This is a genomic window from Fulvimonas soli, from assembly GCF_003148905.1.
GTDB lineage: Bacteria > Pseudomonadota > Gammaproteobacteria > Xanthomonadales > Rhodanobacteraceae > Fulvimonas > Fulvimonas soli.
Genome location: NZ_QGHC01000003.1, coordinates 361,419 through 386,350, shown reverse-complemented (window position 1 = coordinate 386,350; position 24,932 = coordinate 361,419). Strand labels below are relative to the sequence as shown.

The following is a 24,932-nucleotide window of genomic DNA, read 5'->3' as shown; positions in this document are numbered from 1 at the left end:
CCTCGGCGGCAAACAGGCTGATCATCGGGCGATTCTCGGGCGGCTTCGGCTGCGCGCTACACTACCGGCATGGGCGGGGTTTTTCGAGGCGCCCATACGGGAGGCGTGCAGGGCACGACATAGGAAGATGCTCATGATTGCAGTCATCAGCAGCTCCGAGGCGTAGGTGGCAATGGTGGCGCCGCGCCAGCCGTATGCAGGGATCACCAGAAAATTGGCGACGATGTTGAATACAGCACCGGTAGTCAGTGTGACGACGGCGGCGCGATGCCTGTCGGCTCCGATCAGCACATGCTGAAAGAAAAGCCGCGGCATCGCTACCAGGGGAACAAGGGCAAGCCACCGCACGGACTGCGCGGCAGCCTGATAAGAGCGGCCGAGCAGCCAAGCTAGCAGATCGCTGCATACGTAAAGGGCCGCGGCGCAAGCGAGGACGTAGGCAAGCGGCCATATTGCGATGCGTGCCGTATAAGCGACGGATTGCGCGGTAACTTCGCCATGGCGAAAGAAGCGCGGCAGCACGGCGGTGAGTAGCGACATCACCGGAACCATCGCCAGGTCGATGATGCGGTAGGCCGCGGCGTACGAGCCCGCCGATGACAGCGAGGTCATCCGTGCGAGCATGGTCTTGTCGATGTCCGCGTAGACGCGAAGTGCGGCACCGCCTACCGCGAAGGGCGCGCCCTGGAAAAGTGCAGCTCCCAGCGCAGGCCTTCTCGGGCGCACCATTGGTCCCAGATCGTGGCGGACCATGCCGAGGACATAGATGGCTGTCAGCAACGAGGCCAGCGCATACAGAATCGACCAGGCAATGAGATGCTGATGCGGCGCGAGTAGGCGAACCAGAGGGATCAGCGCTAGGGCGCCGACGAATCTGGGCACGACGGGCGCGATGATCAGCCGAGAGGATCGGGCGATGCGGTCGTGGCCCTGATAGGCGCTCGCCGCCAGTTGGGCGACCGGGGCGAACACGATTTCGGCGATGCCGATGAGTAGCACGACGCTGCCGGCAACGCCAGGCGGCAACACGAGCCGGGCGAGGACGAAATAGACCGCTAGCAACGGTGGCGCGGTACACGCGACGCAAGCAATAGACCGCCACCATGCGTGCCCGAAGCTCGCCTTGTCGCGTGCCACCTGCCGGATTAGGGTAGTGGCTGTCCCTAGGCCGGTGAAGCAGCCCAGCGTGCCGGCGGCCGCCATCGTGGCCGCATAGGCGCCATAGTCGTCCACGCCAAGCGCTCGAGCGACGACGACGAACATCAGGCCCTGGCCCACCGTGCGCATTCCGAGTCCCACAGTCAATGCAGCGGTGCCTGTGGCCAGCTGGTTGCCTTTAAGTCGCCGAAGCGTTGTCAGCACGCTATTCATTGGGCGCATCCGCTGGCAGGTACATCAGCCGGTCTGTAAGCCGCTGGATAGAGCCGTCAAGGCTGCCGCCAATGTTCAGCGCCTTGAGTGCGTCGATTTGTTGTTTGGCTTCCGCCGGCTTGCCGCTCGCGAGCAACATGCTGGCATACGTAATCCGATAAGCCGGCTCGTGCGGTGCCCCCGAAACGCATTGCGCGATCATTCGCAGCGCCAGTGGCTGGTCAGACAGAACGTTCCAAGCGTAGTCGGCGTAGGTAGCCAACAGCCTCGGGCTCGGTGCGCGATGGTCGAGCGCCGACACGAAGGCCTCGATCATCTTTTGGGGTGGCAGGTCGCACAGGCCATTGCGCTGGCAGTCGGTGAGCGCGGCCAGTGAGCTCTCGTCCTGCACGCCCGGCTTCCGTGCCTGTAGTTTGCCGATCAGACTGTCCCACCATGCCTCCCTGAGTGGTAGATGCATCCGCGCGTTCATGAAGATCAGCGCCTGTTCGGGAAGGATGGACGACTTTGGCAGGGCGGCGGCACGTTCGAGTGGGGCATAGGCCATCCTGGTAAAAGGTGATGCCGGGTCGTAACGGGAGTAGATGATGTAGGTTCGGCCCAGTTCGTACTGGGCGCGTGGTGAATCGGGAGCACGCCCGGCGAGTTCCTCGGCAAGGCGTAGCGGATTGCTCCAAGCGGTGGCCGTTATGGCGGTCAGGCCGATCCAGATTGCGAACAGACCGCCAAGCAAGGCGCGGCGCGTCAGCCATAGCGGGGGTGCCTTGTGCGTGGAGATGGGCAGCGCGACCAGTGGGGGGATGACGGCCAGCAGCAGGCCCAGGCTGGCGAAGTAGTTGCGGTGTTCGTAAATCAGCTCCAGCGGCAGGATGGTGCCGGTGAGCAAGTGGCAGCCGAGGTAGAGAAGCAGGCCCAGCGAGAGCAGCGGTTGGCGACGACGCAGCTGCAGCGCGACGCCAACCAGTGCGAACAGGCATAGGATGCCGGCCAGGGTGGTCCAAGGCGAGAGCAGTCCGGTCGAGATATGGAAATCATCGTGGTAGAAGCTGAGTGCTTCGGGAGTTGGCAAGATGATCCAGCGAATATAGTCCGTGACTATACGTGCTTCGCTGAGCAGGCGAGTTCGCATGGTGAAGTCGCGCGTAGCCCAGCTTTCAGGCTTCAATAAACTGGGTAGGAGCCACGCTAGGCCCGTCGCCAATGGCAGAACCAGCATGACGAGAAAGACGCCAATTATCCGAATGTCCCGTCCACTGCCGGCTCGGCGAAAACGGAAGACGGTCCATTCCGTCGAGGCCGCGTACAGAGGCAACATCACGGCAGTTTCTTTTGCCAAGAGGCCTAGCGCCGTGCATGCGACGAGGCTGAATGCGCACAGGGTCAATCCATGCTTGTCGTCGCTGCCTTGGTTGCGAAGCATGAGCTTTCGGCCCGCGATGTAGCCGATCAGGCCAACCAGTACAAAAAGATTGGCCAAGCTCTCCATGCGTTGTACCACATACAGCACGGCGGTCAGGTTGATGGGAAGGAGTAGCCATCCCATCGTCACCAAGGAGGCCGTCCAATCGATGCGTGCCTCGCGATCGGGATTGAGGGCATCGCCTGATAGTGATGTCGTGGACTGTAATAGTTGGCGCGTCAAGCAAAAGATCAGCAGGCCATTCAGCAAGTGAATGACCAGGTTGGTGAGTTTCATCCCATAGGGATCCAATCCCCCTATGAGGTAATTGACGGCGAAGCTGAGCGAGGCAAGCGGACGCTTGAATTCGCTAGATGGCGAAGAAAGCAATGCCCGCGTCAGCGAAGGCAAGCTTATTTCATCTGGCTGGACTGCTTTGTTGTCGACGATATTGGGATAGTCGTCGAAGAGATAGCCTCCATGAAGGCCTGGCCAGTAGATGGCGGTCGTCGCGATAAGTGCGGCGAGCAGAAACCATGAACCGGAAATATGGGAAAGGCGAATTGGTTTCATGGATGGGGTGATGCCCGCCGTTGTAGATCTTGGGTCAGCGTGGTCCGCAGCCGCATCAATTCGCGGTCCCAGTAGTGTTGACGGTCAAGCACCCATGCATTGAGCCGAGGCATGCCTGAGTCGGGTTTGACTTCCTTCTGCCGTACGGCAGCATAGTGATCAAGATGCGATAACGCTTCCGCAGCATGGCCATGCGAGCCGAGCAATGCGGCCTGCTGGAACGCGGTAGAAGCATTTATTCGCTGGTCCAGGGCCTGATTGAACAAGGCGAGTGTCCTTACAGGGAGATCTCGGGCCAGTTCGACCTGTCCAAGAAGCGAATAGAGATCCTGCCGACGTCCCGGTATGGACATGAGGGAAGCATTGCCAATCGCAGCTTGAAGCAGACGTTCGATACCATCCAAGTTCATTTCCGGACAAGTCGGATGATTCGACTGTTCGATCATGCGCCCGAACCAGCTCGCCAGAAGCCCACCGATATCGCGGGATTCTTCTAGGGCACGTTTTGCGTAGCCAAACGTGGCTTCGTCAATATGGCCCAGCTGGCATTTGGCTGCCAAGAGATTCAATGCGATCTGTGCTTCATCGGGATTCCTGGCAAGTGCCACCTGGAGCCGTATAATCGCGTCTTGGGGGCGGCCTGTGCTCATCTCGGCTTGTGCTGCATAGGCCTGGGCGCGAGGCGAATCTGGATTGAGTCTTGCCCATAGCAGGGCCTGATCGCGCGAATTCCCCCAGAGTGATGCCTGTGCATGGGTCATCAAAAAAAGTCCGCCCACAATCAACAGTGCGAGGACAGCTTTGCTCATGCCTCTATAATGTGCAGCAATTTCAGGCAAATGTGGGAGCCGAAATGTTGTGATAGGCCTTGGCTGTGGATTCGGCCTTAATTGTCTTAAGCGGGCACCACACAGCCATAGTGCGAGAGGCCAGAACATGGGCATTGTGGGAAGATAGTTTCGGTGTTCGAAATAGAGCTCCAATGGGATAGTGGTGGACTCTATCGATTGGCCAACAAAATAGAAGAGTATGGCTAGTGCCAGTGCAGGATACATTCGGCGTAAAAGCCAGCCAGCGATGATCAATCCTGTTATGGCAACCGCGGCCGGCAGTGTCGTAAGCGGTTGGAGCAGGGAAGTTGATGCCTTAATTTGGTCGTTGAAGACGCCTGGCGTGAATGGTCTTGGCAGCCACAGCAGATCAAGATAGCGCAGCAGTATCCGAGGCTCCGTCAGCAGTCTTTGCCCAATCGTCCATGGCCGCGTCGAGGTAATGCCCTCCGCCATGCCTAGCCATCCGGCGTAGACTAGGTAAGTAGCAACGGCTGCGCCGACCGGCAGTATCGGTAAGGCAGCGACCAAGCGATAGTGTCTACGGCTTGTTTGTTCCAGCTCGGGGAGGGGGGCTGTCGTGGACGAGGCTGCCCCAAGAGACGTGCATTCCAGCGTCAGAGCAAGGACAGGGAGAAGGATCCCGTTCGCCTTGCTTAATGTGGCCAGTACGGTACACCCTCCCAAGCCTGCCAGAATCCAAACGGAGCCACCAAGCGACCCGCCATGCAGCATGAGCTCGCGTCCCCGCAACCAAAGTAAGAGACCCAGCAGGGTGAAGGTGGCCGGCAGCATTGCCTCGCGTTGCACGATGTAAAGTGTCGTCGATACGAACAACGGATGCAGCAGCCACAAGGTCGAGCCGAGGACCGCTGCCAAGTCCGCACGCCACGCAGTCGATTGGGCATATCCCGCTAGTCGGCCAAGACGTGCCAACAGGAGCGCAAGCAATCCCCCGTTGAGCAGGTGGAGCAGAAGATTTGTGCGCTTGAAAGGGAAGGGAGGGGCCGGCCAATCCCGCGCATCCAGCAGGAAGCTCAGCATGGCCAGCGGGCGTCCCGTTGGGTCAGCATGTCCGGAAGTGATGTAACGCCAGAAGATATCCCAATGCCTAACAGGCCCGTTGGCGCCAAGCGCAGGCAGGTTGGCATAGTCGTCGAACAGAAAGCCGCCATGCAGGCCGGGGAGATATGCCAGGCCTGTCAAGGCGAGAGCCGCCAGCTCCAGAAGCATCGCGATGAAAGTGCGCCGCGGCATTGCCACCCCAAAAAAGAAGGGCCGCACTAGGCGGCCCTTCCTTGTCGATCAAGCCGAGACTGCAAGATTACTTGCGGCAGGCGGTCGGCAGGTACTTTGCCGGAACCGTGGTCTGGCTGGTCTTGCAGTTCCACTGGATACTGCCGCCACCGGTGATGGCCGAGAAGGCCAGCACGTCGCCGGAGATCGCCTTGTTAGATTCGTTGCCGAACGTGGCCTTGATGATGCCGTTGGTGCCATCGACCTGGGTAACGTACTTGCCAGTGATCGAAGTGGCCTGGGCCAGACCGGCGGAGCCATTATTCGACGGGAACTGGCCACGATTGTTGTAGAACTCGGAGATGGCGGTCTTCACGCCATCGGAGAGCACCGAGCCCTCGGACACCTGTGAGCGGATCACGTAGTCCTGGTAGGCCGGGATGGCGATGGCCGCCAGGATGGCGATGATCGCCACGACGATCATCAACTCGATCAGGGTAAAGCCCTTCTGGATGGTCTTCATGATGGTTCCTTTCATTGCTTTGGTTAGCTAACCGTAGTGATGCCCCCTGAGCTCCGGTCCCGAATCCCCCTAGGCGGGATCGGCCCACACGTGCGGTCTGGAACGACCAGGAAGCTCGCGGCAGACGAAGCAGTATGTGTGCCACGACTGCCGCTTGATTATTGCCGCATAGCCGCGACCTCGGCGATTGTGCACGTGATCACGTAACCCCACAAGCGCGGCGGGAGCATGGCCCCGGACCTTGGATTTCTAGGAGGAAGTCACACTGCGAGAACTGACCATAATGGTCACTTGATGACGTGTTGCGTCATGGCGTGTGCCAACGCTGTCAGCGCCGGCACACGGTCGGCAAGTATTTGCCGTCGATAGTGCTTGGCTTGCAGGACCAGTTGATGCTGCCAGCCTGGGTGATCGGCGAAAGCACCAGGTTGTGTCCACGGATGACCTGGTTCGCTTCGGCGCCGTTGAATGCGACAATGATCTGCCCGCCGGTGACATCCACGCTGGAGACATATTTGCCCGTAATGGACGTGCTCTGGGCCAAGCCGGCCGATTGGTTGTTGCGAGGAAAGCGTCCGGTATTCGAGGCGAAGTCCCAGACGGCGCCCTTCGCTCCGGAAGACAGGCTCACCCCTTCAGAAACCTGGGCCCGGATGAGATAGTCCTGGTAGGCCGGGATGGCGATGGCCGCCAGGATGGCGATGATCGCCACGACGATCATCAGCTCGATTAAGGTGAAGCCATAATTTGCGCGCATCTTTGGCATACGATGTTTCCCCCTGGAGTCGCTGCAGCGCAGGCATGTTCCGTACCAACCCATGGGGCTGAGTTCTTTGCGGATCGGATTTTGCCGACTGGGTCACTATGGGGTGTGTCGGCGAGCCAATTTTTCGGTAAGGGGGGCGTCTCTGTGCGGCGGATAGGGCTGTGGCTTTCGGGCGTAGCGATCCTTGTCCTTGCCTTGCTATCGATCGCTACTGTTCTGTTTGTCTTGGCGCGTCGGCACCCTCCTCCCGCTTTCACCCTGACCGAAGATGGTCATGGCATAGCAGCGCATGACTACCCCTTATGGCAAGCCGCGGTGGACTGGCTGTCGGGACGGAAGTATGTCGTCCTGACCTTTGACGACGGTCCCTTTGGCCAGGGGGTTGACGAGCAGATTCTCGAGGTGCTTGAGCGCCATCAGGCGCGCGCGGTGTTTTCCTGGTCTGCGCGAACATCACGGCGGACAAACGGTGGATACTTGGCGAGATCACGAGAGGCGGCCATGTTATTGGCAACCACAGCTTCGACCATCTGCAACTGGACAAGCTCGACAAGGAAAGCCTCGACCGGCAGGTGGCTGGATGCAGTCGCTATCTGGAACGGATGACGGGAGAGACGCCAAGGTTCTTCAGGCCACCGTTTGGCCGCTCGTCCGATTCTGTCAGGCAGGCGTTGCGGGCTGCCGGCATGCAGCAGATGCTGTGGAATGCGAACAGCCAGGACAGTTGGCTGAAGCGGCCGGATCAGATCCTTTTCTGGTCAAAAGAAGAGGTCGAAGGGAACGCCATTCTTTTGATGCATGACAAGCCGCATACGGCTGCAGTGCTGGATCGCATTCTTACGGAGCTTGAGCGTCGTGGAGCTGTCTTCGTGCTGCCGTCAGTGTCACCTTGAAGCCTTTTCATAAGTTATTGAGTGTATTGAGTGACCGAATCGCCATGCTAAGTGGCCGGGCGACCTGAATGCCTTGCTTGTTGATGAGGAAGAATTTCAAATGAAACAGCTTTCTGGATGCTTTGCGGGTGCCTTGCTGGGGGTGATCGCGGTTACGGCGGTGGCCGCGCCTGTCAACCCCTTCACCGTCCGCGACCTGGTCATGCTCGACCGCGTCGGCGACCCGCAGCTCTCGCCCGACGGCCGCTATGCCGCCTTCAGCGTGCGCAGCACGGACTACGAGGCCAACAAGGGCGTCAACGCGGTCTACGTGCTCGACCTGGCCAGGGGCGGGCAGCCGGTGAAGCTGGTGGAGAAGGGCGGTTCGGCGCGCTGGTCGGCCGACGGCCGCAGCCTCTATTACGTGGCGCCGGCCGGCGGCGCGGCGCAGCTGTGGCGGCTGGACCTGGCGTCCGGCAAGAGCGGACTGGATCTCGGCGCGCACGCGGCGCCGGTGCAGGTGACGCACGCGCCGCTGGACCTGGGCGGCTACAAGCTCTCGCCCGACGGCAGGCGCGTGCTGCTTTCCTACGAGGTGTTCACCGACTGCGCGGACCTGGCCTGCACCAAGGAGCGGCTGGACGGCCGCGAGAAGACCAAGGCCACCGGCACGGTGTACGACAAGCTGTTCGTGCGCCACTGGGACACCTGGGCGGACGGCCGCCGCAACCAGCTCTACGTGGCCGAGTTCGGCGCCGACGGCCAGTTGCCCGTCGAACCGACCCTGCTCAGCAAGGGCATCGACGGTGACATCCCGAGCAAGCCGTTCGGTGACGAGAGCGAGTTCTCCTTCTCGCAGGACGGGCAGACGGTCTATTTCGACGTGCGCATCGCCGGCACCAGCGAGCCGTGGTCGACCAATTTCGACATCTACGAGGTGCCCGCCGACGGCTCGGCGGCGCCGCGGAACCTGACCGCCGACAACCTGGCCTGGGACGCCAATCCGGTGCCCTCGCCGGACGGCAGGACGCTTTATTACCTGGCCATGCGGGAACCGGGCTTCGAGGCGGACCGTTTCGCCATCATGGCGCTGGACCTGGCCAGCGGCGCGAAGCGCGAAGTCGATCCGCAGTGGGACCGTTCGGCCGGCAGCCTTTCGGTTTCGGCCGACGGCAAGACGCTCTACGCCACCGCCGACGACCAGGGCCAGCATCCGCTGTTCGCCATCGATGCGGCCAGCGGCAAGGTTTCCCGCGTGGTCGGCGACGGCACGGTCGGCGGCTATGCGCTGGCCGGCGGCAAGCTGCTGCTGGCGCGCGACGACCTCAAGCGGCCGGCCGATCTCTATCTGGCCGACGCGGCCGGCCGCGGCCTCAAGCAGGTCACCCGCTTCAATGCCGAGCGGTTGAAGAACGCGAGGATGGGCGACTTCGAGTTCTTCACCTTCAAGGGCTGGAACGGCGAGCCGGTGCAGGGCTACGTGGTGAAGCCGGTGGGCTTCAGGCGCGGGCACAAGTACCCGGTGGCCTTCATCATCCACGGCGGCCCGCAGGGCGCGATGGACAACGGCTGGAGCTACCGCTGGAACCCGCAGACCTACGCCGGCCAGGGTTTCGCGGTGGTCACGGTGAACTTCCACGGCTCCACCGGCTACGGCCAGGCCTTCACCGATTCCATCTCGGGCGACTGGGGCGGCAAGCCGCTGCAGGACCTCAAGCTGGGCTGGCAGGCGGCGCTGGACAAGTACGCCTTCCTCGACGGCGACCGCGCCTGCGCGCTGGGCGCGAGCTACGGCGGCTACATGGTCTACTGGATCGCCGGCGTGTGGAGCCAGCCGTGGAAGTGCCTGGTCGACCACGACGGCGTGTTCGACGCGCGCATGATGTACTACGCCACCGAGGAGCTGTGGTTCGAGGAGAAGGAGAACGGCGGCCCGCAGTTCGAGCATCCGGAGAACTACGAGCGCTTCAATCCGGTGAACTACGTGAGGAACTGGCGCGTGCCGATGCTGATCGTGCATTCCGGCCACGACTTCCGCATCCCTGACACACAGGGCCTGGGCGCGTTCACCGCGCTGCAGCGCCGCGGCATTCCCAGCCGGCTGCTGCATTTCCCGGACGAGAACCACTGGGTGCTCAAGCCGCAGAACAGCGTGCAGTGGCACGAGACGGTGAATGCGTGGCTGAAGCAGTGGACGTCCGCAGAGGCACCGCACTGACGCGCCGGACCCGAAAGCCGAACGGCGGCCCGCGGGCCGCCGTTCTTTTTTTTGGGGCCTGCCGCAGGCGTCAGAGCCAGCGCGAGCGCTTCAGCCAGACGTAGATGCCGGCGACCACGCCGACCACCAGGGCGATCATCGCCGGGTAGGCCCACGGCTTGTCCAGCTCCGGCATGTGGTGGAAGTTCATGCCGTACCAGCTGGTGATCAGCGTGGGTGCGGCCAGCATGGCGGCGTAGCCGGCCAGGCGCTTCATCACCTCGTTCTGGCCGAAGGTGACCAGCGCCAGGTTCACGTTGATCGCGGCGGCCAGCATCTCGCGCATTGCGCCGATCGACTCGTTGACGCGGAACACGTGGTCGTACACGTCGCGGAAGTAGGCGCGCAGCTCGTCGGGGATCAGCTGCGGGTGCAGCCGCACCAGCTGGCTGATGATGTCCTGCAGCGGCGCCACCGCCAGGCGCAGCGTCATCAGGTCGCGCTGCATGTCGTACAGGCGCTTGACCGTGCTGCGCTTGAAGGTCTCGGCGAAGACGTCCGTCTCCAGCTGGTGCAGCTCCTCGCGGAAGTCGCGCACGATCGGCAGCAGGTTGTCCACGATGAAGTCCAGCACGCCGTACAGGCCGTAGCTCGGGCCGTTGCTCATCAGCTCGGGCGCGTGCTCGCAGGCGCGCCGCGCCGGCGCATAGGACAGCGAGGCGCCGTGGCGCACGGTCACCAGGTAGCGCTGGCCGAGGAAGATGTGCGTCTCGCCGAAGGCCAGCTCGCCGCCGACCAGCTGCGCGGTCTGCACCACCAGGAACAGCGAGTTGCCGTAGGTCTCGATCTTGGTGCGCTGGTGCGCCTTGTGGGCGTCCTCGATCGCCAGGTCGTGCAGGTCGAACTCCTCCTGCAGCTTCAGCAGCAGCGGCTCGTCCGGTTCGTGCAGTCCGACCCAGACGAAGGTGTCCGGCTCCTTCAGCACTTCGCTGATGGCATCCAGCGTGATGTCGCCGATGCGCGTGCCGTCGTGGCGGTAGGCGACGCAGTTGACCACCATGGGAGTGGATGAATCAAAGGTGGCTGCAGGATGTGGAATGGACATGGGGGCATCTTGCGCGTCAAATCGAGCCACAGCAATGCCTGCGCAGGAGTTAGCTTGATGGGCCGCTCAAAGCATTTGGCCGGCCTTGCTGCAGCGGGAGGCGCTTGGCGTCTGAGTCGATGAATTTGTCGAAATCTTCCCGGGCGGCCTTCTGCTTGATAGGCGGTAGCAATGCGATTCCTTCTTGGCTAGCGATCCTTGCCTGGTCCTTCTCTCCTTGGAGCGCTAGGGCTATGGCGAGCGAAAGCCTTGGCTGTGGGGCAAACGGATCGAGTGCGATGACTTCACGGAGAATCGTCTCGGCGTCCCGGGGCTGTCCAGACAATATGGCGTTTTGGCCAACGGCGAGCAGATACTGGCGAAATATGTGCTTGTTATAAATGACTTCTTTCGAGTTTTTCACCTTTTCCAAAGCAATGGCTGCGCTCTTGGGGTCATTGTCGGCAATGGCGAGGAAGGCTGCATTGAGCATGCAGTTCGGGCAGTGCATGCCATTTTTCGAGATCTGTTCGATTAGTTCGTGAGCATGGGGCCTATCCTTTCGTTCGATATACGCACTCAACAAGTTCGCTGCCGCTTCTTCAGAGTCCGGATAGACCGTATAAGCCCAGCGCCACAGGCTTAGATTGTCGGACCAAAGAGGGAGGGTCGTTCTTATCGAGGCTATAGACAGGCTGGACCACAGGAGAATGGCGATCCAAGGCAATGGGCGATAAATGCGCATGCTCACATTGGTTGGCTTTCTCACTCGTGCCAGGGGAAGCATGGCACACATAACTGCTAGTGCAGTCATGATGTAACGCTCATGGTAAAGGCTCGTGTCGAAAGCTGCGGTACTGATGTGCAGCACGGGAAGTAGTACAGCAGTCACCGCAAGTACTATGCCGCCGGTTAGCGATGACCTGCGCAGGAATGTATAGAGGGCACAGGCAACAGTGCCAATGGCCAATACATTGATAACAATGGATTTCAGGCTGAGTGTATTGAACGGGGTGGTATCAATTGGGTGTACGGGAGACATGCCCGACATGGGCCAGACGAGAGATTTCCAGTAGTGTATGTAAATGAAGCAAGTTTGCTGGAGACGGCCGAAAATGGACATGCTGTCATTTGAATATTGGCCAATCAATTGGCCTAGAGCCCATATGCGAAGTGCGAGGTAAATGGTGCCGGCGATGGCCATGGCCAGGTATGTCAGCCCGTTTCGCCTGAGAAACAGCAGTATGCTGAAGGGGCGGTGGTTGGCCTCTCTCTTCGTCTGTATTAGCCAGTCGAAGATGGCCAGAACCAGTGGAAATGCGGCTGCCGATTCTTTGGAGCAAGCTGCAAGAAAGAAGCAGGTGGCAACGGTCGTTGCGCGTATTGTCGGCTTTTCAAGCCATGTGTTGGCCAGGAGGCCGAGCAGCATGAACATGGTCGCGGCCAGATCGAACTGGCAACCAATCCACGCCACGGGCTCTATCAATAACGGATGCAATCCATAAAAAAGCATCGCCGCTGCGAGTGGAAACAACCTTTGCCGGTAAGATAGGCCAAATTGGCTACTGCGCCATGCCAATAGGCCAACCAGTGTCGTGTCGATGAGATGCATTCCGAGCGATACGGCATGCATGGGTTCCGGTGCAACATCAAACAGTCGCACTTGCAGTGTAAAAAGCGCTACAACCAGAGGCCTGAAGTAATTTTTCCAGTAATTGAAGTCACGGAAGATGTAGTGCTTCCAGCCATCACCGTGCGTCAGCCACCCCATATCCACGAAATCAAGGATGTCGTCCCAAACGAATTGGGCATGGAGCACAGGCCAGTAGGCAATTGCGATCACTATTATCGAAGCGATCGCGACGATGTAATGAAGCTTGATACCTGATGTCCTGGATGTTGCGTCCGCAAGCGAGCCGTACATTCCTCTTTCCCCTGTAAACCAGATATTTGATGTTTCGATGTCGACGCATGAATGTCGATATATGTCACATCGCCGCCGATGTGATGCTTCTCATGTGCCAAGCCACTACAAGCCATATTGGCAATGCGAACATCAGCCAGGGCTGGTTCTGCTGCACGGTGCCGGGCAGCAGGTGCAGCAGCACGGCGGCCAGTGCGGCGAGCAGCTGCAGCAGCATGGCGTTCTGCGCCAGGCGCGAGGGGGGCGGGCCGCGGCGCAGGCGCCAGGGGGCGCGCAGCAGCAGGAAGGCGAGCGGGCTGAACAGCAGCGCGTTGGCGTTGGCCCAGGCCGAGTGGTGGGTGGTCAGGGTCCACAGGACGAGCAGCAGCAGGCCGACCAGGCCGGCCGCCAGCAGGTAGGCGGTGCCGAGCACGGCGAAGCCGGCCGGCCAGTAGCGCCGGCAGGCCAGCAGCAGCGCGGCCAGGGCCAGGCCGGCCAGCGCCAGCGGCGGGCGCAGGTCGGGGGCGGCGGCGGGCGGGGCGTCGAGCCGGTTGGGCGAGAGCTCCCGTTCCGCCGCCACCAGCGGTTGCGTGCCGCCTTGGCCGTCCGGGACGCGCACCGCGCGCAGCTCGCGCTGCAGCACCATCGGCAGGAAGCTCTCCTGCCAGGCGTGTAGCGGCTGGTCGGCATAGGGGCCGAGGCCCAGGTCGAGCAGCAGCATCAGCCAGGGCTGCGCGCGCATCAGGCGGTCGGTCTGCTGGCGGTAGGTCATGCCGGCCGGGCGCGCCGCGAGTTGCGCCTTGAGCGCGCCGCCCAGCGCGCGGTCGAGCGCGTCGCGCACGCGGGTGGTGCAGTTGTCGACGTAGTAGTCGTAGTCGTAGCGCGCGTTTTCCGGGCGCAGGTTCCACAGCAGGAAGTCGCGCAGGGCCGCCGCCTGCGCGGGCGCGAGCGCGAGCCGCTGGCGGACGATCGAGCGGCCGGCGCCGCGGTAGTAGGACTCGTCCTCGTCGGTGGGCGCCGCATCCATCAGGTAGTGCATGCGGCCGCGGGCGAAGTTGAGCAGGAAGCCGCGCTCGTCGAAGTCGAACACGCCGTAGTTGAAGTTCACCGCCTCGCCGCTGCGGCGGTCGCGCAGCTCGATGGCGTCGTGGCCGAAGCGCTCCCAGTAGGTGTCGCCGGGGCCGTAGGTGACCAGCGCCACTTCCAGGTCCTCGCCGGGCGCGTCGGCGACGCCGGCGCGGGCGGGCGCGCCGGCGAGCAGGGCCAGGAGCAGCAGGCAGAGCCAGGCGAGCGGGAGCGGACGTTTCTCCCGGAGGAAGCGGGCGGCCGGGCCGCTCGCGGACCTGCCCGATCGGACCCTCATCCGGCCCTGCGGGCCACCTTCTCCCGGCGGGAGAAGGGAAAACCGCTCAGGACTCGCCATGCAGCCGGCTCACGCGGAATTCCTGCACGCGGCGGTCGTCGGCCTCGGTGACGTGGAACAGGAAGCCGCCGATGGCGGTTTCCTCGCCCACCTCCGGCAGGTGGCCGAACTCGGCGGTGACCATGCCGCCCACCGTGTCGAACTCCTCGTCGGAGAAGGCCGCGCCGGTCTCCTCGTTGAAGTCGGCGATCGGCGTGAGCGCGCTGACCACCCACTCGCCCTGCGCGCGGGCGTGCATCAGCGCGGGCTCTTCCTCGTCGTCGTGCTCGTCGTCGATCTCGCCGACGATCTGCTCGAGCACGTCCTCGATGGTGATGAGGCCGGCCACGCCGCCGTACTCGTCCACCACCAGCGCCATGTGGTTGCGGCTGCGGCGGAACTCGGCCAGCAGCACGTTGAGGCGCATCGACTCGGGGATCAGCACCGCCGGGCGCAGGATCGTCCGGATGTCGAAGGGCTCGTCGTTGCCGATGAACTTGAGCAGGTCCTTGGCGAGCAGGATGCCGAGGATCTCGTCCTTGTCCTCGCCGTGCACCGGGAAGCGGGAGTGGCCGGACTCCACCACGGTGGCGAGGATGTCGGGCAGGGCCGCCTCGGCGGAGATCATCACGATCTGCGCGCGCGGCACCATCACGTCGTCGACGTCCAGCTCGGTGACCCTGATCGCCCCCTCGACCATGGCCAGCGTGTCGTTCGAGAGCAGGCCGTTGGCCTGGGCGGCGCGCAGTTCCTCGATCAGTTCGTCGCGGTTGCGAGGCTCGCCGGAAAACATGTGGCCCAGTCGGTCCCACCAGGATCGGTGCGCCGGGCCGTTGGTACTGCCAGGGTCGTCGTTCATTACGCTTGCGGGTTCTGCCCGGGTGCGGGCGGAAAATCCAGTCTAGCCGAAAAATCGTGACGATTCAGGGCTCAAGCGGCAGGCGGCGGCCTGTGCCGTCTCTCCAGGAACGAGGGCCTCGATCCCTCTCCCCCCCGGGGAGAGGGCAGGGTGAGGGGGCGGGGCTTGCGATGGAGTTCAATGGCTCTTGATCGAAAAACCCGCAGTGATTGGACTGGGGCTAGGGTGGCCCCTCACCCCAACCCTCTCCCCGGAGTGGAGAGGGAGCAGGCTGCTTCATGCGTAGGGGTCGGTGATGCCCAGGCCGGCGAGGATGCGGGCTTCCAGCGTTTCCATGGCCTCGGCGTCGGCTTCCGCGATGTGGTCGTAGCCGAGCAGGTGCAGCACGCCGTGCACGGTGAGGTGCGCCCAGTGGTCGCGCTCGCGCTTGCCCTGCTCGCGCGCCTCGCGCGCCACCACCGGGGCGCAGATCGCCAGGTCGCCGATCAGCGGCAGCGCCATTCCCGGCGGCAGTTCCGCCGGGAAGGAGAGCACGTTGGTGGCGTAGTCCTTGCCGCGGTAGTCGCGGTTGAGCGCGCGGCCTTCCGCCAGGCCGACGATGCGGATGGCCAGTTCCGCCGGCTTGCGGCGCCGCGCGCCGCGCAGCGCGGCCTCGACCCAGCGGCGGAAGCTGGCGGGCGCGGGCAGGCCGGCGCGGGGCGGGCCGTAGAGGACGTGCAGCGTGGGAGCGGGGAACGGGGAACGGGGAACGGGGAACCCGGAGGCGCCGCGGCGCGGCGGGGAACGCGGGGGGCGTGGCGGGGCCATGGGCTTCAGCTCGCCGCTCCCTGCGCGTTCCCCGTTCCCCGTTCCCCGTTCCCCGCCTCGAACGCCTCGTAGGCGCGCACGATCTTCGCCACCAGCGGATGGCGCACCACGTCGCGCGAGGTGAAGAAGGTGAAGCTGATGCCGTTCACCCCGCGCAGCACCTCGATGGCATGGCGCAGGCCCGAGCGCACGTTGCGCGGCAGGTCCACCTGGCTGACGTCGCCGGTGATCACCGCCACCGAGCCGAAGCCGATGCGGGTGAGGAACATCTTCATCTGCTCGACGGTGGTGTTCTGCGCCTCGTCGAGGATCACGTAGGAGTCGTTGAGGGTGCGCCCGCGCATGTAGGCCAGCGGGGCGATCTCGATCACGTTGCGCTCGATCAGCTTGGCCACCTTCTCGAAGCCGAGCATCTCGTACAGCGCGTCGTACAGCGGGCGCAGGTAGGGATCGACCTTCTGCGACAGGTCGCCGGGCAGGAAGCCGAGCTTCTCGCCGGCCTCCACCGCCGGGCGCACCAGCAGCAGGCGCTGCACGCGGTTGGCCTCCAGCGCCTCGACCGCGCTGGCGACGGCGAGGTAGGTCTTGCCGGTGCCGGCCGGGCCCACGCCGAAGTTGATGTCGTGCGTGGTGATGGCGTGCAGGTAGCGCGCCTGGTTCGGGCCGCGGCCCTTGATCACGCCGCGCTTGACCTTGATGACGACTTCCTGCGCGCCCTCGGCGGCTTCCTCCACGAGGCTGTCGAGGCCCGACTCGGCCAGGTGCAGGTTGACCCGCGCGCCGGTGAGCGTCTCGTTCTCGGTGCTTTCGTAGAGCGCGCGCAGCACCTTCTCCGCCGCGCGCGCAGGGCTGTCCTCGCCGATCACCTGGAACAGATTGCCGCGATGGTCGATCTCCACGCCCAGGCGCAGCTCGATCTGGCGCAGGTGTTCGTCGAACGGGCCGCAGAGGTTGGCGAGGCGGGCGTTGTCTTCGGGAGCGAGCGCGAAATCGCGCTGGTTGAGTTCGGTCATAGGCGCGCGAGAGTAGCGCGCGGAAGGGGCGAGGGCTACCGCGCCGTGCGCGGGAACGGCGGGCCGGTGCAGGCGCGGGATCGACCCGGGCATCCGGTGGCTTGCCAACAATTAATCGTTTAATTAATTTTGGCGCCATGACCCGCGCCAAGCCCCCCGCCAAGCCGCGCCGCGCGGCCGGCCGTCCCGCCCGGGACGAGCGCGACCTGCGCGCGCATCTGCTCGACGTGGCGCTCGCCCGGTTCGCGCGCGACGGCATCGGCGCCACGCCGCTGCGCGCCATCGCCGCGGATGCCGGGGTCACCCCGGCGATGCTGCACTACTACTTCGGCGACAAGGCGCAGCTGAAGCAGGCGGTGATCGACGAGCGCCTGCTGCCCGCACTGGCGCCCATGCGCGAGCGCCTGGCGCAGGCCGGCGGCGAGCCCGCGGCGCTGGCGGGCAGCTTCGTGCGCGGCATCGGCGCATTGGTGGCGGCGCATCCGTGGCTGCCCCCGCTGTGGGTGCGCGAGGTGCTGTGCGAGGGAGGCGAGCTGCGCGAGGTGCTGTTCCACCACCTGCTGCCCAGCCTGCCGCAACTGCTGGCGCAGCGGTTCGCCGCCGCGAAGGCGGCCGGCGCGCTCAACCCCGGGCTGGACCCGCGCCTGCTGGTGGTGTCGCTGGTCGGGCTCACGCTGTTCCCCGCCGCGGGGGCGCCGATCTGGCGGCGCGTGTTCCAGGCCGACGATCTCGGGCCCGGGGCGCTGCTCGACCACACCTTGGCGCTGCTCGAAGGCGGCCTGGGTTCCCGTCCGTCCGGAGTCTCCGCATGAACAAACGTGTCGTTCGCCCGGTCGCCTGGCTGGCGGCCTGCCTGTCGATGGCCGGTGCGCTGGCCGGCTGCGGCAAGGCGCCGCCGCAGGCGCTGGGCACGCTGGAGTACGACCGCATCAGCCTGCCGGCGCCGGCCGCGGAGCGCGTCGTCGCCATCGACGTGCGCGAAGGGGAAACGGTGGCCGCGGGCCAGCCGCTGCTCCGGCTGGACCCCGCGCACACCCGGGCCGAGCTCGCGGCCGCGGAGGCGCAGGCGAGCCAGCAGCAGGCGACGCTGCTCGAACTGCGCGTGGGCCCGCGCCAGGAAGACATCGCCAAGGCGCGCGCCGACCTCGCGGCGGCCGAGGCGCAGGCGCGCGACGCCCGCGCCTACTACCGGCGCCTGCTGCCGCTGCGGAAGAACAACTATGCGGCGGCCGCCGACATCGATCGCGCCCGCGCCGCCGCGGGCAGCGCCGAGGGGCAGGTGGCCGCCGCCAAGGCGGCGCTGGACGCGCTGGTGCACGGCACGCGCCCCGAGCAGATCGCGCAGGGCGAGGCCGCGCTGGCTGCCGCCAAGGCCCAGGCCGAGGCGCAGCGGGTCCTGCTGGGCAAGCTCGACCTGGTGGCGCCGCGCGCCGGCCGGGTGGACAGCCTCCCGTACAAGCTGGGCGACCAGGCCCCGGTGGGCGCGCCGCTGGTCGTGCTGCTGGCGGGCGACGCGCCGTACGCGCGCGTCTACCTGCAGGAGCCGATGCGCGCCCGGGTGCACGTGGGCGACGCCGTGCGCGTGCACGTGGACGGCCGCGACCGCAGCTACCTCGGCAAGGTGCGCCTGATCCGCAGCGAGCCGGTGTTCACGCCCTACTACGCGCTGGCGGGCGAGGACGCGGCGCGCCTGAGCTACCTGGCCGAAGTGGCGCTGGGCCCGGAGGCCGCCGACCTGCCGGTGGGGCTGCCGGTGCGCGTTGACTATCCCGAGGCCCGGTCGTGAGCGGCGCGGGCCAGGACACGGCGATCCGCGCGCGCGGGCTGACCAAGCGCTTCGGCCAGCTGGTGGCGGTCGACCACGTCGACCTGGCGGTGCCGGCGCGCCACGTCTACGGCTTCCTGGGGCCGAACGGCTCGGGCAAGTCCACCACCATCCGCATGCTGTGCGGCCTGCTCACGCCCAGCGAGGGCGAGATCGACGTGCTGGGCCTGAGCGTGCCGCGCGAGGCGGAGGCCCTGCGCCGGCGCATCGGCTACATGACGCAGAAGTTCTCGCTGTTCGACGACCTGGAGGTGCGCGAGAACCTGGAGTTCATGGCCGCCGTGCAGGGCGTGCCGAAGGCGCGGACGGCGCGCCGCATCGACGAGCTGGTCGAGCAGTACCACTTCGGCGACTGCCAGAAGCAGCTGGCGGGCACCATGAGCGGCGGGCAGAAGCAGCGGCTCGCCCTGGCCTGCGCGGTGATCCACGAGCCGGAGCTGCTGTTCCTCGACGAGCCCACCAGCGCCGTGGACCCGGAGTCGCGCCGCGACTTCTGGGAAAAGCTGTTCGAGCTGGCGGACGGCGGCACCACCCTGCTGGTGTCGACGCACCTGATGGACGAGGCCGAGCGCTGCCACCGCCTGGCGGTGCTCGACCGCGGCGTGCTGGTGGCGGACGGCACGCCGGCCGAGCTGACCGCCAGGCTCGAGGGGCGCGCGTTCGTCGTGGCCAGCGCGCAGCCGCGGCGCGCGCAGCGCCGGCTGGCGGAGCTGCCGGAGGTGCTCGGCGTGGCGCAGGTGGGCAACGAGCTGCGCGTGCTCATGCGCGCGGGCGGCCCGGAAGGCGGCGCGGCGCTGGCGCGGCTGGAGAGGGTCCTGGCGGACGGCGGTCCGGCGGCGCGCATCCGGCCGGTGCGACCCAACCTGGAGGACGTGTTCGTCGCCGTGACGCGCCAGCAGCGCCCGCGGGAGGAGCGCGCGGCATGAGCTGGCGCCGGCTGTGGGCGATCGTGGTCAAGGAGCTGCGGCAGCTGGCCCGGGACCGGATCACGCTGGCGATGATCGTGGGCATTCCCGTGATCCAGCTGGTGCTGTTCGGCTACGCCATCAACACCAACCTGCGCGGCCTCGACGCCGGCATCGCGGACCAGGCGGACACGGCCGGCTCGCGCGCGCTGGTGATGGACATGCTGGCGACCGGCGTGATCGCGCCGGCGGCGCATGTCGACACGCCGGAGGAGCTGGTGGAGATGCTGCGCCAGGGCCGCATCAGCATCGGCGTGGCGATACCGCCGGATTTCGAGCGGCGCCGCCACGACGGGCGGCAGGTCGCGCAGGTCATGGTGGACGGCAGCGACAACGTGGTGCAGAGCGCCGCGGCGCAGCTGGCGCAGGTGCCGGTCGACAGCGCGGCGCCGGACACGCGCGCGCCGCTGGTCAGCACGCCGGCGGACGGCCCGATCGGCATCGTCAGCTTCTACAACCCGCAGCGGCGCTCGGCGGTGAACATCGTCCCCGGCCTGATCGGCGTGATCCTGACCATGACGATGGTGCTGTTCACCGGCATCGCCATCGTGCGCGAGCGCGAGCGCGGCAACATGGAGCTGCTGATCGCCACGCCGCTGAGCAGCGCCGAGCTGATGGTCGGCAAGGTGCTGCCGTACATCGGCATCGGGCTGGTGCAGACCACGGTGATCCTCGCGCTCGGGCGCGGGCTGTTCGCGGTGCCGATCCAGGGCAGCCTGCTGGACGTCTACCTGGCCGCGGGGCTGCTGATCCTCGCCAACCTCACCATGGGGCTGCTGATCTCGACCCGCGCGCAGTCGCAGTTCCAGGCGATGCAGATGACCTTCTTCGTGTTCCTGCCGTCGATCCTGCTGTCGGGGTTCATGTTCCCGTTCGCGGGCATGCCCGGGCCCGTGCGGTGGCTGGCGGAGGCGCTGCCGCTCACGCACTTCATGCGGCTGATCCGCGGCATCATGCTGCGCGGCGCCGGGCTGGCGGAGCTGTGGCGGGAGGTGGCCGCGCTGGGGGCGTTCACCGCGGTGATGATGGCCGCGGCGATCCTGCGCTTCCGCAAGCGGCTGGACTGAGCTGGCGCTTTCAGGCCGCCTGCTGGTCGTCGGCGACGACCACGCGCCCGCGCAGCGAGTTGGTCATCGCCTCGGTGACCAGCACGTCCACGAACCGGCCGATCAGCCGCGCCGGCCCGGGGAAGTTCACGAAGCGCATGTTCTCGGTGCGGCCGGTGAGCTCGTTCGGGTTCTTCTTGCTGGGTTTCTCCACCAGCACGCGCTGCACGGTGCCGACCATCGCCTCGTTGATCCGGCGGGCGTTCTCGTTGAGCCGCGCCTGCAGCCGCGCCAGCCGCGCGTGCTTGACCTCGGCCGGCGTGTCGTCGGCGAGGCTGGCCGCCGGCGTGCCGGGGCGGGCGGAGAAGATGAAGGAGAAGCTCTGGTCGAAGCCGACGTCGTCGATCAGCTTCATGGTCTTCTCGAAGTCCTCGTCGGTCTCGCCGGGGAAGCCGACGATGAAGTCCGAGCTGATGCAGATGTCCGGGCGCACGGCGCGCAGCTTGCGGATCTTCTGCTTGAACTCCAGCACCGTGTAGCCGCGCTTCATCGCCGCCAGGATGCGGTCGGAGCCGGCCTGCACCGGCAGGTGCAGGAAGTTGGCGAGCTTGGGCACGCTGGCGTAGGCCTCGACCAGCGAGTCGGAGAACTCCAGCGGGTGCGAGGTGGTGAAGCGGATGCGGCCGATCGACTCGATCTGCGCGATGGCGTGGATCAGCACGGCCAGGTCCGCGGTGCCGCCGTCGTGCGTCGGCCCCTGGTAGGCGTTGACGTTCTGGCCGAGCAGGGTGACCTCGCGCACGCCCTGCTCGGCGAGCCGGGCCACCTCCACCAGCACGTCGTCGAACGGGCGGCTGATCTCGGTGCCGCGGGTGTAGGGCACCACGCAGTACGAGCAGTACTTGGAGCAGCCCTCCATGATCGAGACGAAGGCGGTGGGGCCCTCGGCGCGCGGTTCCGGCAGCTTGTCGAACTTCTCGATCTCCGGGAAGGACACGTCCACCTGCGGCCGGCCGGTCTCGCGCTTGGCCTCGATCAGCTCGGGCAGGCGGTGCAGGGTCTGCGGGCCGAACACGATGTCCACGAACGGCGCGCGCTTGATGATCGCCTCGCCCTCCTGGCTGGCCACGCAGCCGCCCACGCCGATCACCACCTGCCTGTTGCCCTGCTTGTGCTCCTTCCAGCGGCCGAGCTGGCTGAACACCTTTTCCTGCGCCTTCTCGCGGATCGAGCAGGTGTTGATCAGGATCACGTCCGCCTCGGACTCGTCCTGGGTCAGTTCCAGGCCGTGCGACGCCTTCAGCACGTCGGCCATCTTGGCCGAGTCGTACTCGTTCATCTGGCAGCCGTGGGTCTTGATGAAAAGCTTGCCGCTCATGGACGTCGGTACCGTGGTTCGTGGGGCGCGCGGGTCGGAACTCGCCGAACCGCGCAGTGTACTCGCCCGGGCGCCGGGTCGCCAGCGATCCGGCAAGGCGGATCAAGCACTTGCGCCTGCCGGCGTGGCCCCGGCCAGGCTGTGGGAGCGGCCTCCGGCCGCGATCCCGGAAGGCCCGCGCGGCGGCCAGGTGCTTGCCGCCGCGCACGAAACGGCGTTCCCGCGCTTGAGCCCGGCCACGCCCTGACGGACACTGCGCGCCATGCGCCATGCCGCACGCCAAGGGGGAAGCGTCGGTTCGCCTGCAGGGGCTTTCCCGGACCATCCGATCCCGCGCCGGGTCGCGGGCGCCTGCGCCCTGCTGCTGGCGCTGCTGTGGCTCGCGCCGGCGCACGGCGGCGCGTTGTACCGCTGCGTTGGCACGAGCGGCGAGACCGTGTTCAGCGGCACTACCGAGGGCTACCGGGGTTGCCGGCGCGTGGCGGATTTCGCGCCGCCGCGCCGCGCGGCCGCGCATGGCGAGGCGAAACCGAAGCGCGTCCCGGCGACGGCCGCCGCGGAGATGCCGCCTGCCGCGACGGTCCGCTTCGCGGGTTTGCAGAGCTCGGTCGAGACCTCGGCCCGGCGGATCGAGCTCCCGCCGGCCGCGCCGGCGGGCAAGGCGGGCCAGTGGAGCTACGCCGAGTCGGCCGCGCCGCCGCCGTCGGCGCCGCTCGCCAGCCAGGAGGGTGGCGCCAGGGTGTTGCGCGGCGCCGTCTACCGGGTGGTGCACCGCGACGGCAGCGTGGAGTACACCAACCTGCGGCCCAGCGGGCCGGCCAGGACGGTGACCATGCTGTTCAGCTACATCGCCACCTGCATGGCCTGCAACCTGCACTCGCCGATCGACTGGGGGCGCGTGCGGCTCGACCTGGCCTCCTACGCCGGCGCGGTGCACGCGGCCAGCGGCGAGTTCGGCGTGGACGAGGCCTTCCTGCGCGCGGTGATCCACGCCGAGAGCGCCTTCAACCCGCGCGCGCTGTCGCTGAAGGGAGCGCAGGGGCTGATGCAGCTGATGCCGGGCACGGCCAGCGACATGGGCGTGCTGGACGCCTTCGATCCCGAGCAGAACATCCGCGGCGGCGCGCGCTACCTCGCGCAGCTGCTCAGGACCTTCAACGGCGACGAGCGGCTGGCGGCCGCGGCCTACAATGCCGGACCCGCGGCGGTGCAGCGCTACAACGGCGTGCCGCCGTTCGCCGAGACGCAGGTCTACGTGCAGCGCGTGGGCGCCCTGCGCAAGCGCTACGGCGACGCGCTGCCGCGTTCGCTGGCCGTGGCGGGGGGCAGTCTCTAAAGAGCCTGAAGGGGCCGGGCATCGCGGCCGGAGGCCGCTCCCACAGGGGCCTCGCAAGCCTTGTGGGAGCGGCCCCCGGCCGCGATCGACCCTCCATAACCCGCGCGCTTCATCCCGCTGGCCATCCTGGCGCCCTTCCCCGGAAGGTTTTGAACAGGCTCCAAGGTAGCCAGGGCTTCCGGCGCGACGAAGACCGGGCAGGAAGAAAGCGGTCCTGCAAAACCTGCTGTTTGCTGCCCGCTGGACCCGCGGGACGACGCGCCGCCGGCCGGCGAAAGAACGGAGCGGCCCCTACTGGTCCGCCGCGGGCTGCTGCAGCGGCGGCCGCTGCGCGATCGTGACCTCGGCGTGGAACGGCGCGCCGTTGCGCAGGCCCGACACCTCGACCTTGCTGCCGGGCCCGAGGTCGGCTTCCAGCCGGCGCAGGTCGGTCGGATTGAGCACGTCGTGGCCGCCCACGCGCAGCAGGATGTCGTGCGGCTGCAGGCCGGCCTGCGCCGCCGGCCCGCCGGGATAGACGTCGCCGATCTGCGCGCCGCGTGCGGCGGCGGGCAGGCCGCTGTCGGCGGCCACCGGCACGAAGCCGTACTCGGCGCCCAGCCAGCCGCGGACCACGTGTCCGGTGGCGATGATCTGATCGAGCACCTTCTTGGCGCTGCCGGCGGGGATGGCGAAGCCGATGCCCTCGGCGTTGGCGGCCTTGCCGATCAGCAGCGTGTTGATGCCGATCAGGTCGCCGTGCGCGTTGACCAGCGCGCCGCCGGAATTGCCCAGGTTGATCGCCGCGTCGGTCTGGATGAAGTCCTCCGGGCTGCTGCTGCTCAGCTGGCGGCCGATCGCGCTGACGATGCCCATGGTCACCGTCTGGTTGAGGCCGAGCGGGTTGCCGATGGCCAGCGCCACGTCGCCGGCGCGCACCGAGTCGGGCGCGGCCATGCGGATCACCGGCAGGTTGCCGGCGTCGATCTTCAGCACCGCCAGGTCGGTCTCCTCGTCGGCGCCGACCAGGGTGGCGCGGGCGACGCGGCCGTCGTAGAGCAGCACCTGGATGTCGTCGGCGTTGGCGATCACGTGGTTGTTGGTGAGCACGTAGCCTTCCTTGCTCACGATCACGCCCGAGCCCAGCACCTGGCGCGGGCGGCGGTAGGCCGGGCCGGCCGGCACGCCGCCCAGCAGCCGCTGCAGCAGCGGGTCGGCGAACATCCGCACGGCCTGCTCGGTGACCATGCGGTTGGCGTAGATGTTGACCACCGACGGCGCCGCCTTGGCCACGGCGTCGGCGTAGGACACCGGGCCGGTGCCCATCTGCGGCGCGGCCGCGGTGGCGGCCGGCGCGGACGGGGGTGCGCCGGCGCCCAGCCCGAGCCGTTGGCGCAGGCGCTCGCCGCTGCCCGGCCACACCAGGCCGATCACGAAGGCCGCCGCCAGCCCGACGACGACGAATCGGGCGACGAAAGCGAGAATCCCGGCGGCGTCTTTCATGGAGGCGGTGGTCGGTGGCCCGGAGCTTTGGAGGATCGGCGCGGGGTGGCGGCGGCCGGCATGCG

20 protein-coding genes and 2 pseudogenes are annotated in these 24,932 nt (G+C 66.3%); 9 read left to right on the top strand and 13 right to left on the bottom strand.

The window, feature by feature from the left end; genetic code table 11:
* Positions 1–21: 21 nt before the first annotated feature.
* The 5 genes from C7456_RS05670 to C7456_RS05650 form a co-directional block, all read right to left on the bottom strand.
* Positions 22–1,371 carry an oligosaccharide flippase family protein gene (locus tag C7456_RS05670; RefSeq protein WP_170120180.1) on the bottom strand — a complete coding sequence of 450 codons (1,350 nt, stop codon included), beginning with the start codon at positions 1,369–1,371 and terminating at the stop codon, positions 22–24.
* Complete coding sequence (locus tag C7456_RS05665) at positions 1,364–3,343, bottom strand: hypothetical protein (protein WP_109722774.1); 1,980 nt, start codon at positions 3,341–3,343, stop codon at positions 1,364–1,366. Before C7456_RS05665 ends, C7456_RS05670 begins: the two co-directional genes overlap by 8 nt.
* Positions 3,340–5,457 carry a tetratricopeptide repeat protein gene (locus C7456_RS05660; protein ID WP_245889780.1) on the bottom strand — a complete coding sequence of 706 codons (2,118 nt, stop codon included), beginning with the start codon at positions 5,455–5,457 and terminating at the stop codon, positions 3,340–3,342. Before C7456_RS05660 ends, C7456_RS05665 begins: the two co-directional genes overlap by 4 nt.
* 40 nt (positions 5,458–5,497) lie before the next feature.
* Positions 5,498–5,932 carry a pilin gene (locus tag C7456_RS05655; RefSeq protein ID WP_109722807.1) on the bottom strand — a complete coding sequence of 145 codons (435 nt, stop codon included), beginning with the start codon at positions 5,930–5,932 and terminating at the stop codon, positions 5,498–5,500.
* A 328-nt stretch (positions 5,933–6,260) separates the two neighbouring features.
* Positions 6,261–6,698 carry a pilin gene (locus tag C7456_RS05650; protein WP_109722772.1) on the bottom strand — a complete coding sequence of 146 codons (438 nt, stop codon included), beginning with the start codon at positions 6,696–6,698 and terminating at the stop codon, positions 6,261–6,263.
* 3 nt (positions 6,699–6,701) lie between these two features.
* Here C7456_RS05650 and C7456_RS17720 point away from each other — a divergent pair.
* The 4 genes and pseudogenes from C7456_RS17720 to C7456_RS05635 form a co-directional block, all read left to right on the top strand.
* Positions 6,702–7,124, top strand: a pseudogene (locus C7456_RS17720) (hypothetical protein); the annotation flags it as partial.
* A gap of 11 nt (positions 7,125–7,135) precedes the next feature.
* Positions 7,136–7,381: pseudogene (locus tag C7456_RS17715) on the top strand (polysaccharide deacetylase family protein); the annotation flags it as partial.
* A 3-nt stretch (positions 7,382–7,384) separates the two neighbouring features.
* Entirely contained in the window at positions 7,385–7,591 is a 207-nt protein-coding gene (locus tag C7456_RS17160; protein ID WP_170120178.1) for a polysaccharide deacetylase family protein, read from the top strand.
* Between the two features lie 202 nt (positions 7,592–7,793).
* Positions 7,794–9,788 (top strand): S9 family peptidase, encoded by a 1,995-nt coding sequence (locus C7456_RS05635; RefSeq protein WP_245889784.1) that lies wholly within the window; start codon positions 7,794–7,796, stop codon positions 9,786–9,788.
* A gap of 70 nt (positions 9,789–9,858) precedes the next feature.
* Here the strand turns inward: C7456_RS05635 and C7456_RS05630 are convergent, their stop codons facing one another.
* The 6 genes from C7456_RS05630 to C7456_RS05610 form a co-directional block, all read right to left on the bottom strand.
* Positions 9,859–10,827, bottom strand: a complete 969-nt coding sequence (locus C7456_RS05630; protein ID WP_109722768.1) for a magnesium and cobalt transport protein CorA — start codon at positions 10,825–10,827, stop codon at positions 9,859–9,861.
* A gap of 94 nt (positions 10,828–10,921) precedes the next feature.
* Positions 10,922–12,775: a tetratricopeptide repeat protein gene (locus C7456_RS16805; protein WP_139942974.1), complete on the bottom strand. Its 1,854-nt coding sequence runs from the start codon at positions 12,773–12,775 to the stop codon at positions 10,922–10,924.
* 64 nt (positions 12,776–12,839) lie between these two features.
* Positions 12,840–14,117 (bottom strand): lipoprotein N-acyltransferase Lnb domain-containing protein, encoded by a 1,278-nt coding sequence (locus C7456_RS05625; RefSeq protein ID WP_109722767.1) that lies wholly within the window; start codon positions 14,115–14,117, stop codon positions 12,840–12,842.
* Positions 14,118–14,163: 46 nt separating this feature from the next.
* Entirely contained in the window at positions 14,164–15,015 is an 852-nt protein-coding gene (locus tag C7456_RS05620) for a CorC family transporter (RefSeq protein ID WP_109722766.1), read from the bottom strand.
* A gap of 276 nt (positions 15,016–15,291) precedes the next feature.
* The gene (ybeY, locus tag C7456_RS05615; protein WP_109722765.1) at positions 15,292–15,822 is read right to left on the bottom strand and encodes an rRNA maturation RNase YbeY; all 531 of its coding nucleotides are present in this window, start codon (positions 15,820–15,822) and stop codon (positions 15,292–15,294) included.
* Positions 15,823–15,827: 5 nt separating this feature from the next.
* A complete protein-coding gene (locus tag C7456_RS05610; RefSeq protein WP_109722764.1) occupies positions 15,828–16,835 on the bottom strand; it encodes a PhoH family protein in 1,008 nt (335 codons plus the stop codon).
* 137 nt (positions 16,836–16,972) lie between these two features.
* On the opposite strand from C7456_RS05610, the gene C7456_RS05605 reads away from it, so the two are divergent.
* From C7456_RS05605 to C7456_RS05590, 4 genes are read left to right on the top strand one after another with little or no spacing between them, the layout of a single operon-like run.
* The gene (locus C7456_RS05605; RefSeq protein WP_109722763.1) at positions 16,973–17,647 is read left to right on the top strand and encodes a TetR/AcrR family transcriptional regulator; all 675 of its coding nucleotides are present in this window, start codon (positions 16,973–16,975) and stop codon (positions 17,645–17,647) included.
* On the top strand, positions 17,644–18,621 hold the full coding sequence (locus tag C7456_RS05600) for an HlyD family secretion protein (protein WP_211306256.1): 978 nt from the start codon (positions 17,644–17,646) through the stop codon (positions 18,619–18,621). Before C7456_RS05605 ends, C7456_RS05600 begins: the two co-directional genes overlap by 4 nt.
* A 23-nt stretch (positions 18,622–18,644) precedes the next feature.
* Positions 18,645–19,586, top strand: coding sequence for an ABC transporter ATP-binding protein (locus C7456_RS05595; RefSeq protein ID WP_109722805.1), 942 nt, complete (start codon positions 18,645–18,647; stop codon positions 19,584–19,586).
* Positions 19,583–20,692 (top strand): ABC transporter permease, encoded by a 1,110-nt coding sequence (locus C7456_RS05590; RefSeq protein ID WP_109722762.1) that lies wholly within the window; start codon positions 19,583–19,585, stop codon positions 20,690–20,692. Before C7456_RS05595 ends, C7456_RS05590 begins: the two co-directional genes overlap by 4 nt.
* Before the next feature lie 10 nt (positions 20,693–20,702).
* On the opposite strand, the gene miaB is transcribed toward C7456_RS05590, so the two are convergent.
* Entirely contained in the window at positions 20,703–22,049 is a 1,347-nt protein-coding gene (gene miaB / locus C7456_RS05585) for a tRNA (N6-isopentenyl adenosine(37)-C2)-methylthiotransferase MiaB (RefSeq protein ID WP_109722761.1), read from the bottom strand.
* Positions 22,050–22,311: 262 nt separating this feature from the next.
* On the opposite strand from miaB, the gene C7456_RS05580 reads away from it, so the two are divergent.
* A complete protein-coding gene (locus C7456_RS05580) occupies positions 22,312–23,385 on the top strand; it encodes a lytic transglycosylase domain-containing protein (RefSeq protein ID WP_109722760.1) in 1,074 nt (357 codons plus the stop codon).
* Between the two features lie 291 nt (positions 23,386–23,676).
* Here C7456_RS05580 and C7456_RS05575 read toward each other — a convergent pair whose 3' ends face one another.
* The gene (locus C7456_RS05575; protein ID WP_109722759.1) at positions 23,677–24,867 is read right to left on the bottom strand and encodes a S1C family serine protease; all 1,191 of its coding nucleotides are present in this window, start codon (positions 24,865–24,867) and stop codon (positions 23,677–23,679) included.
* Positions 24,868–24,932: the final 65 nt, after the last annotated feature.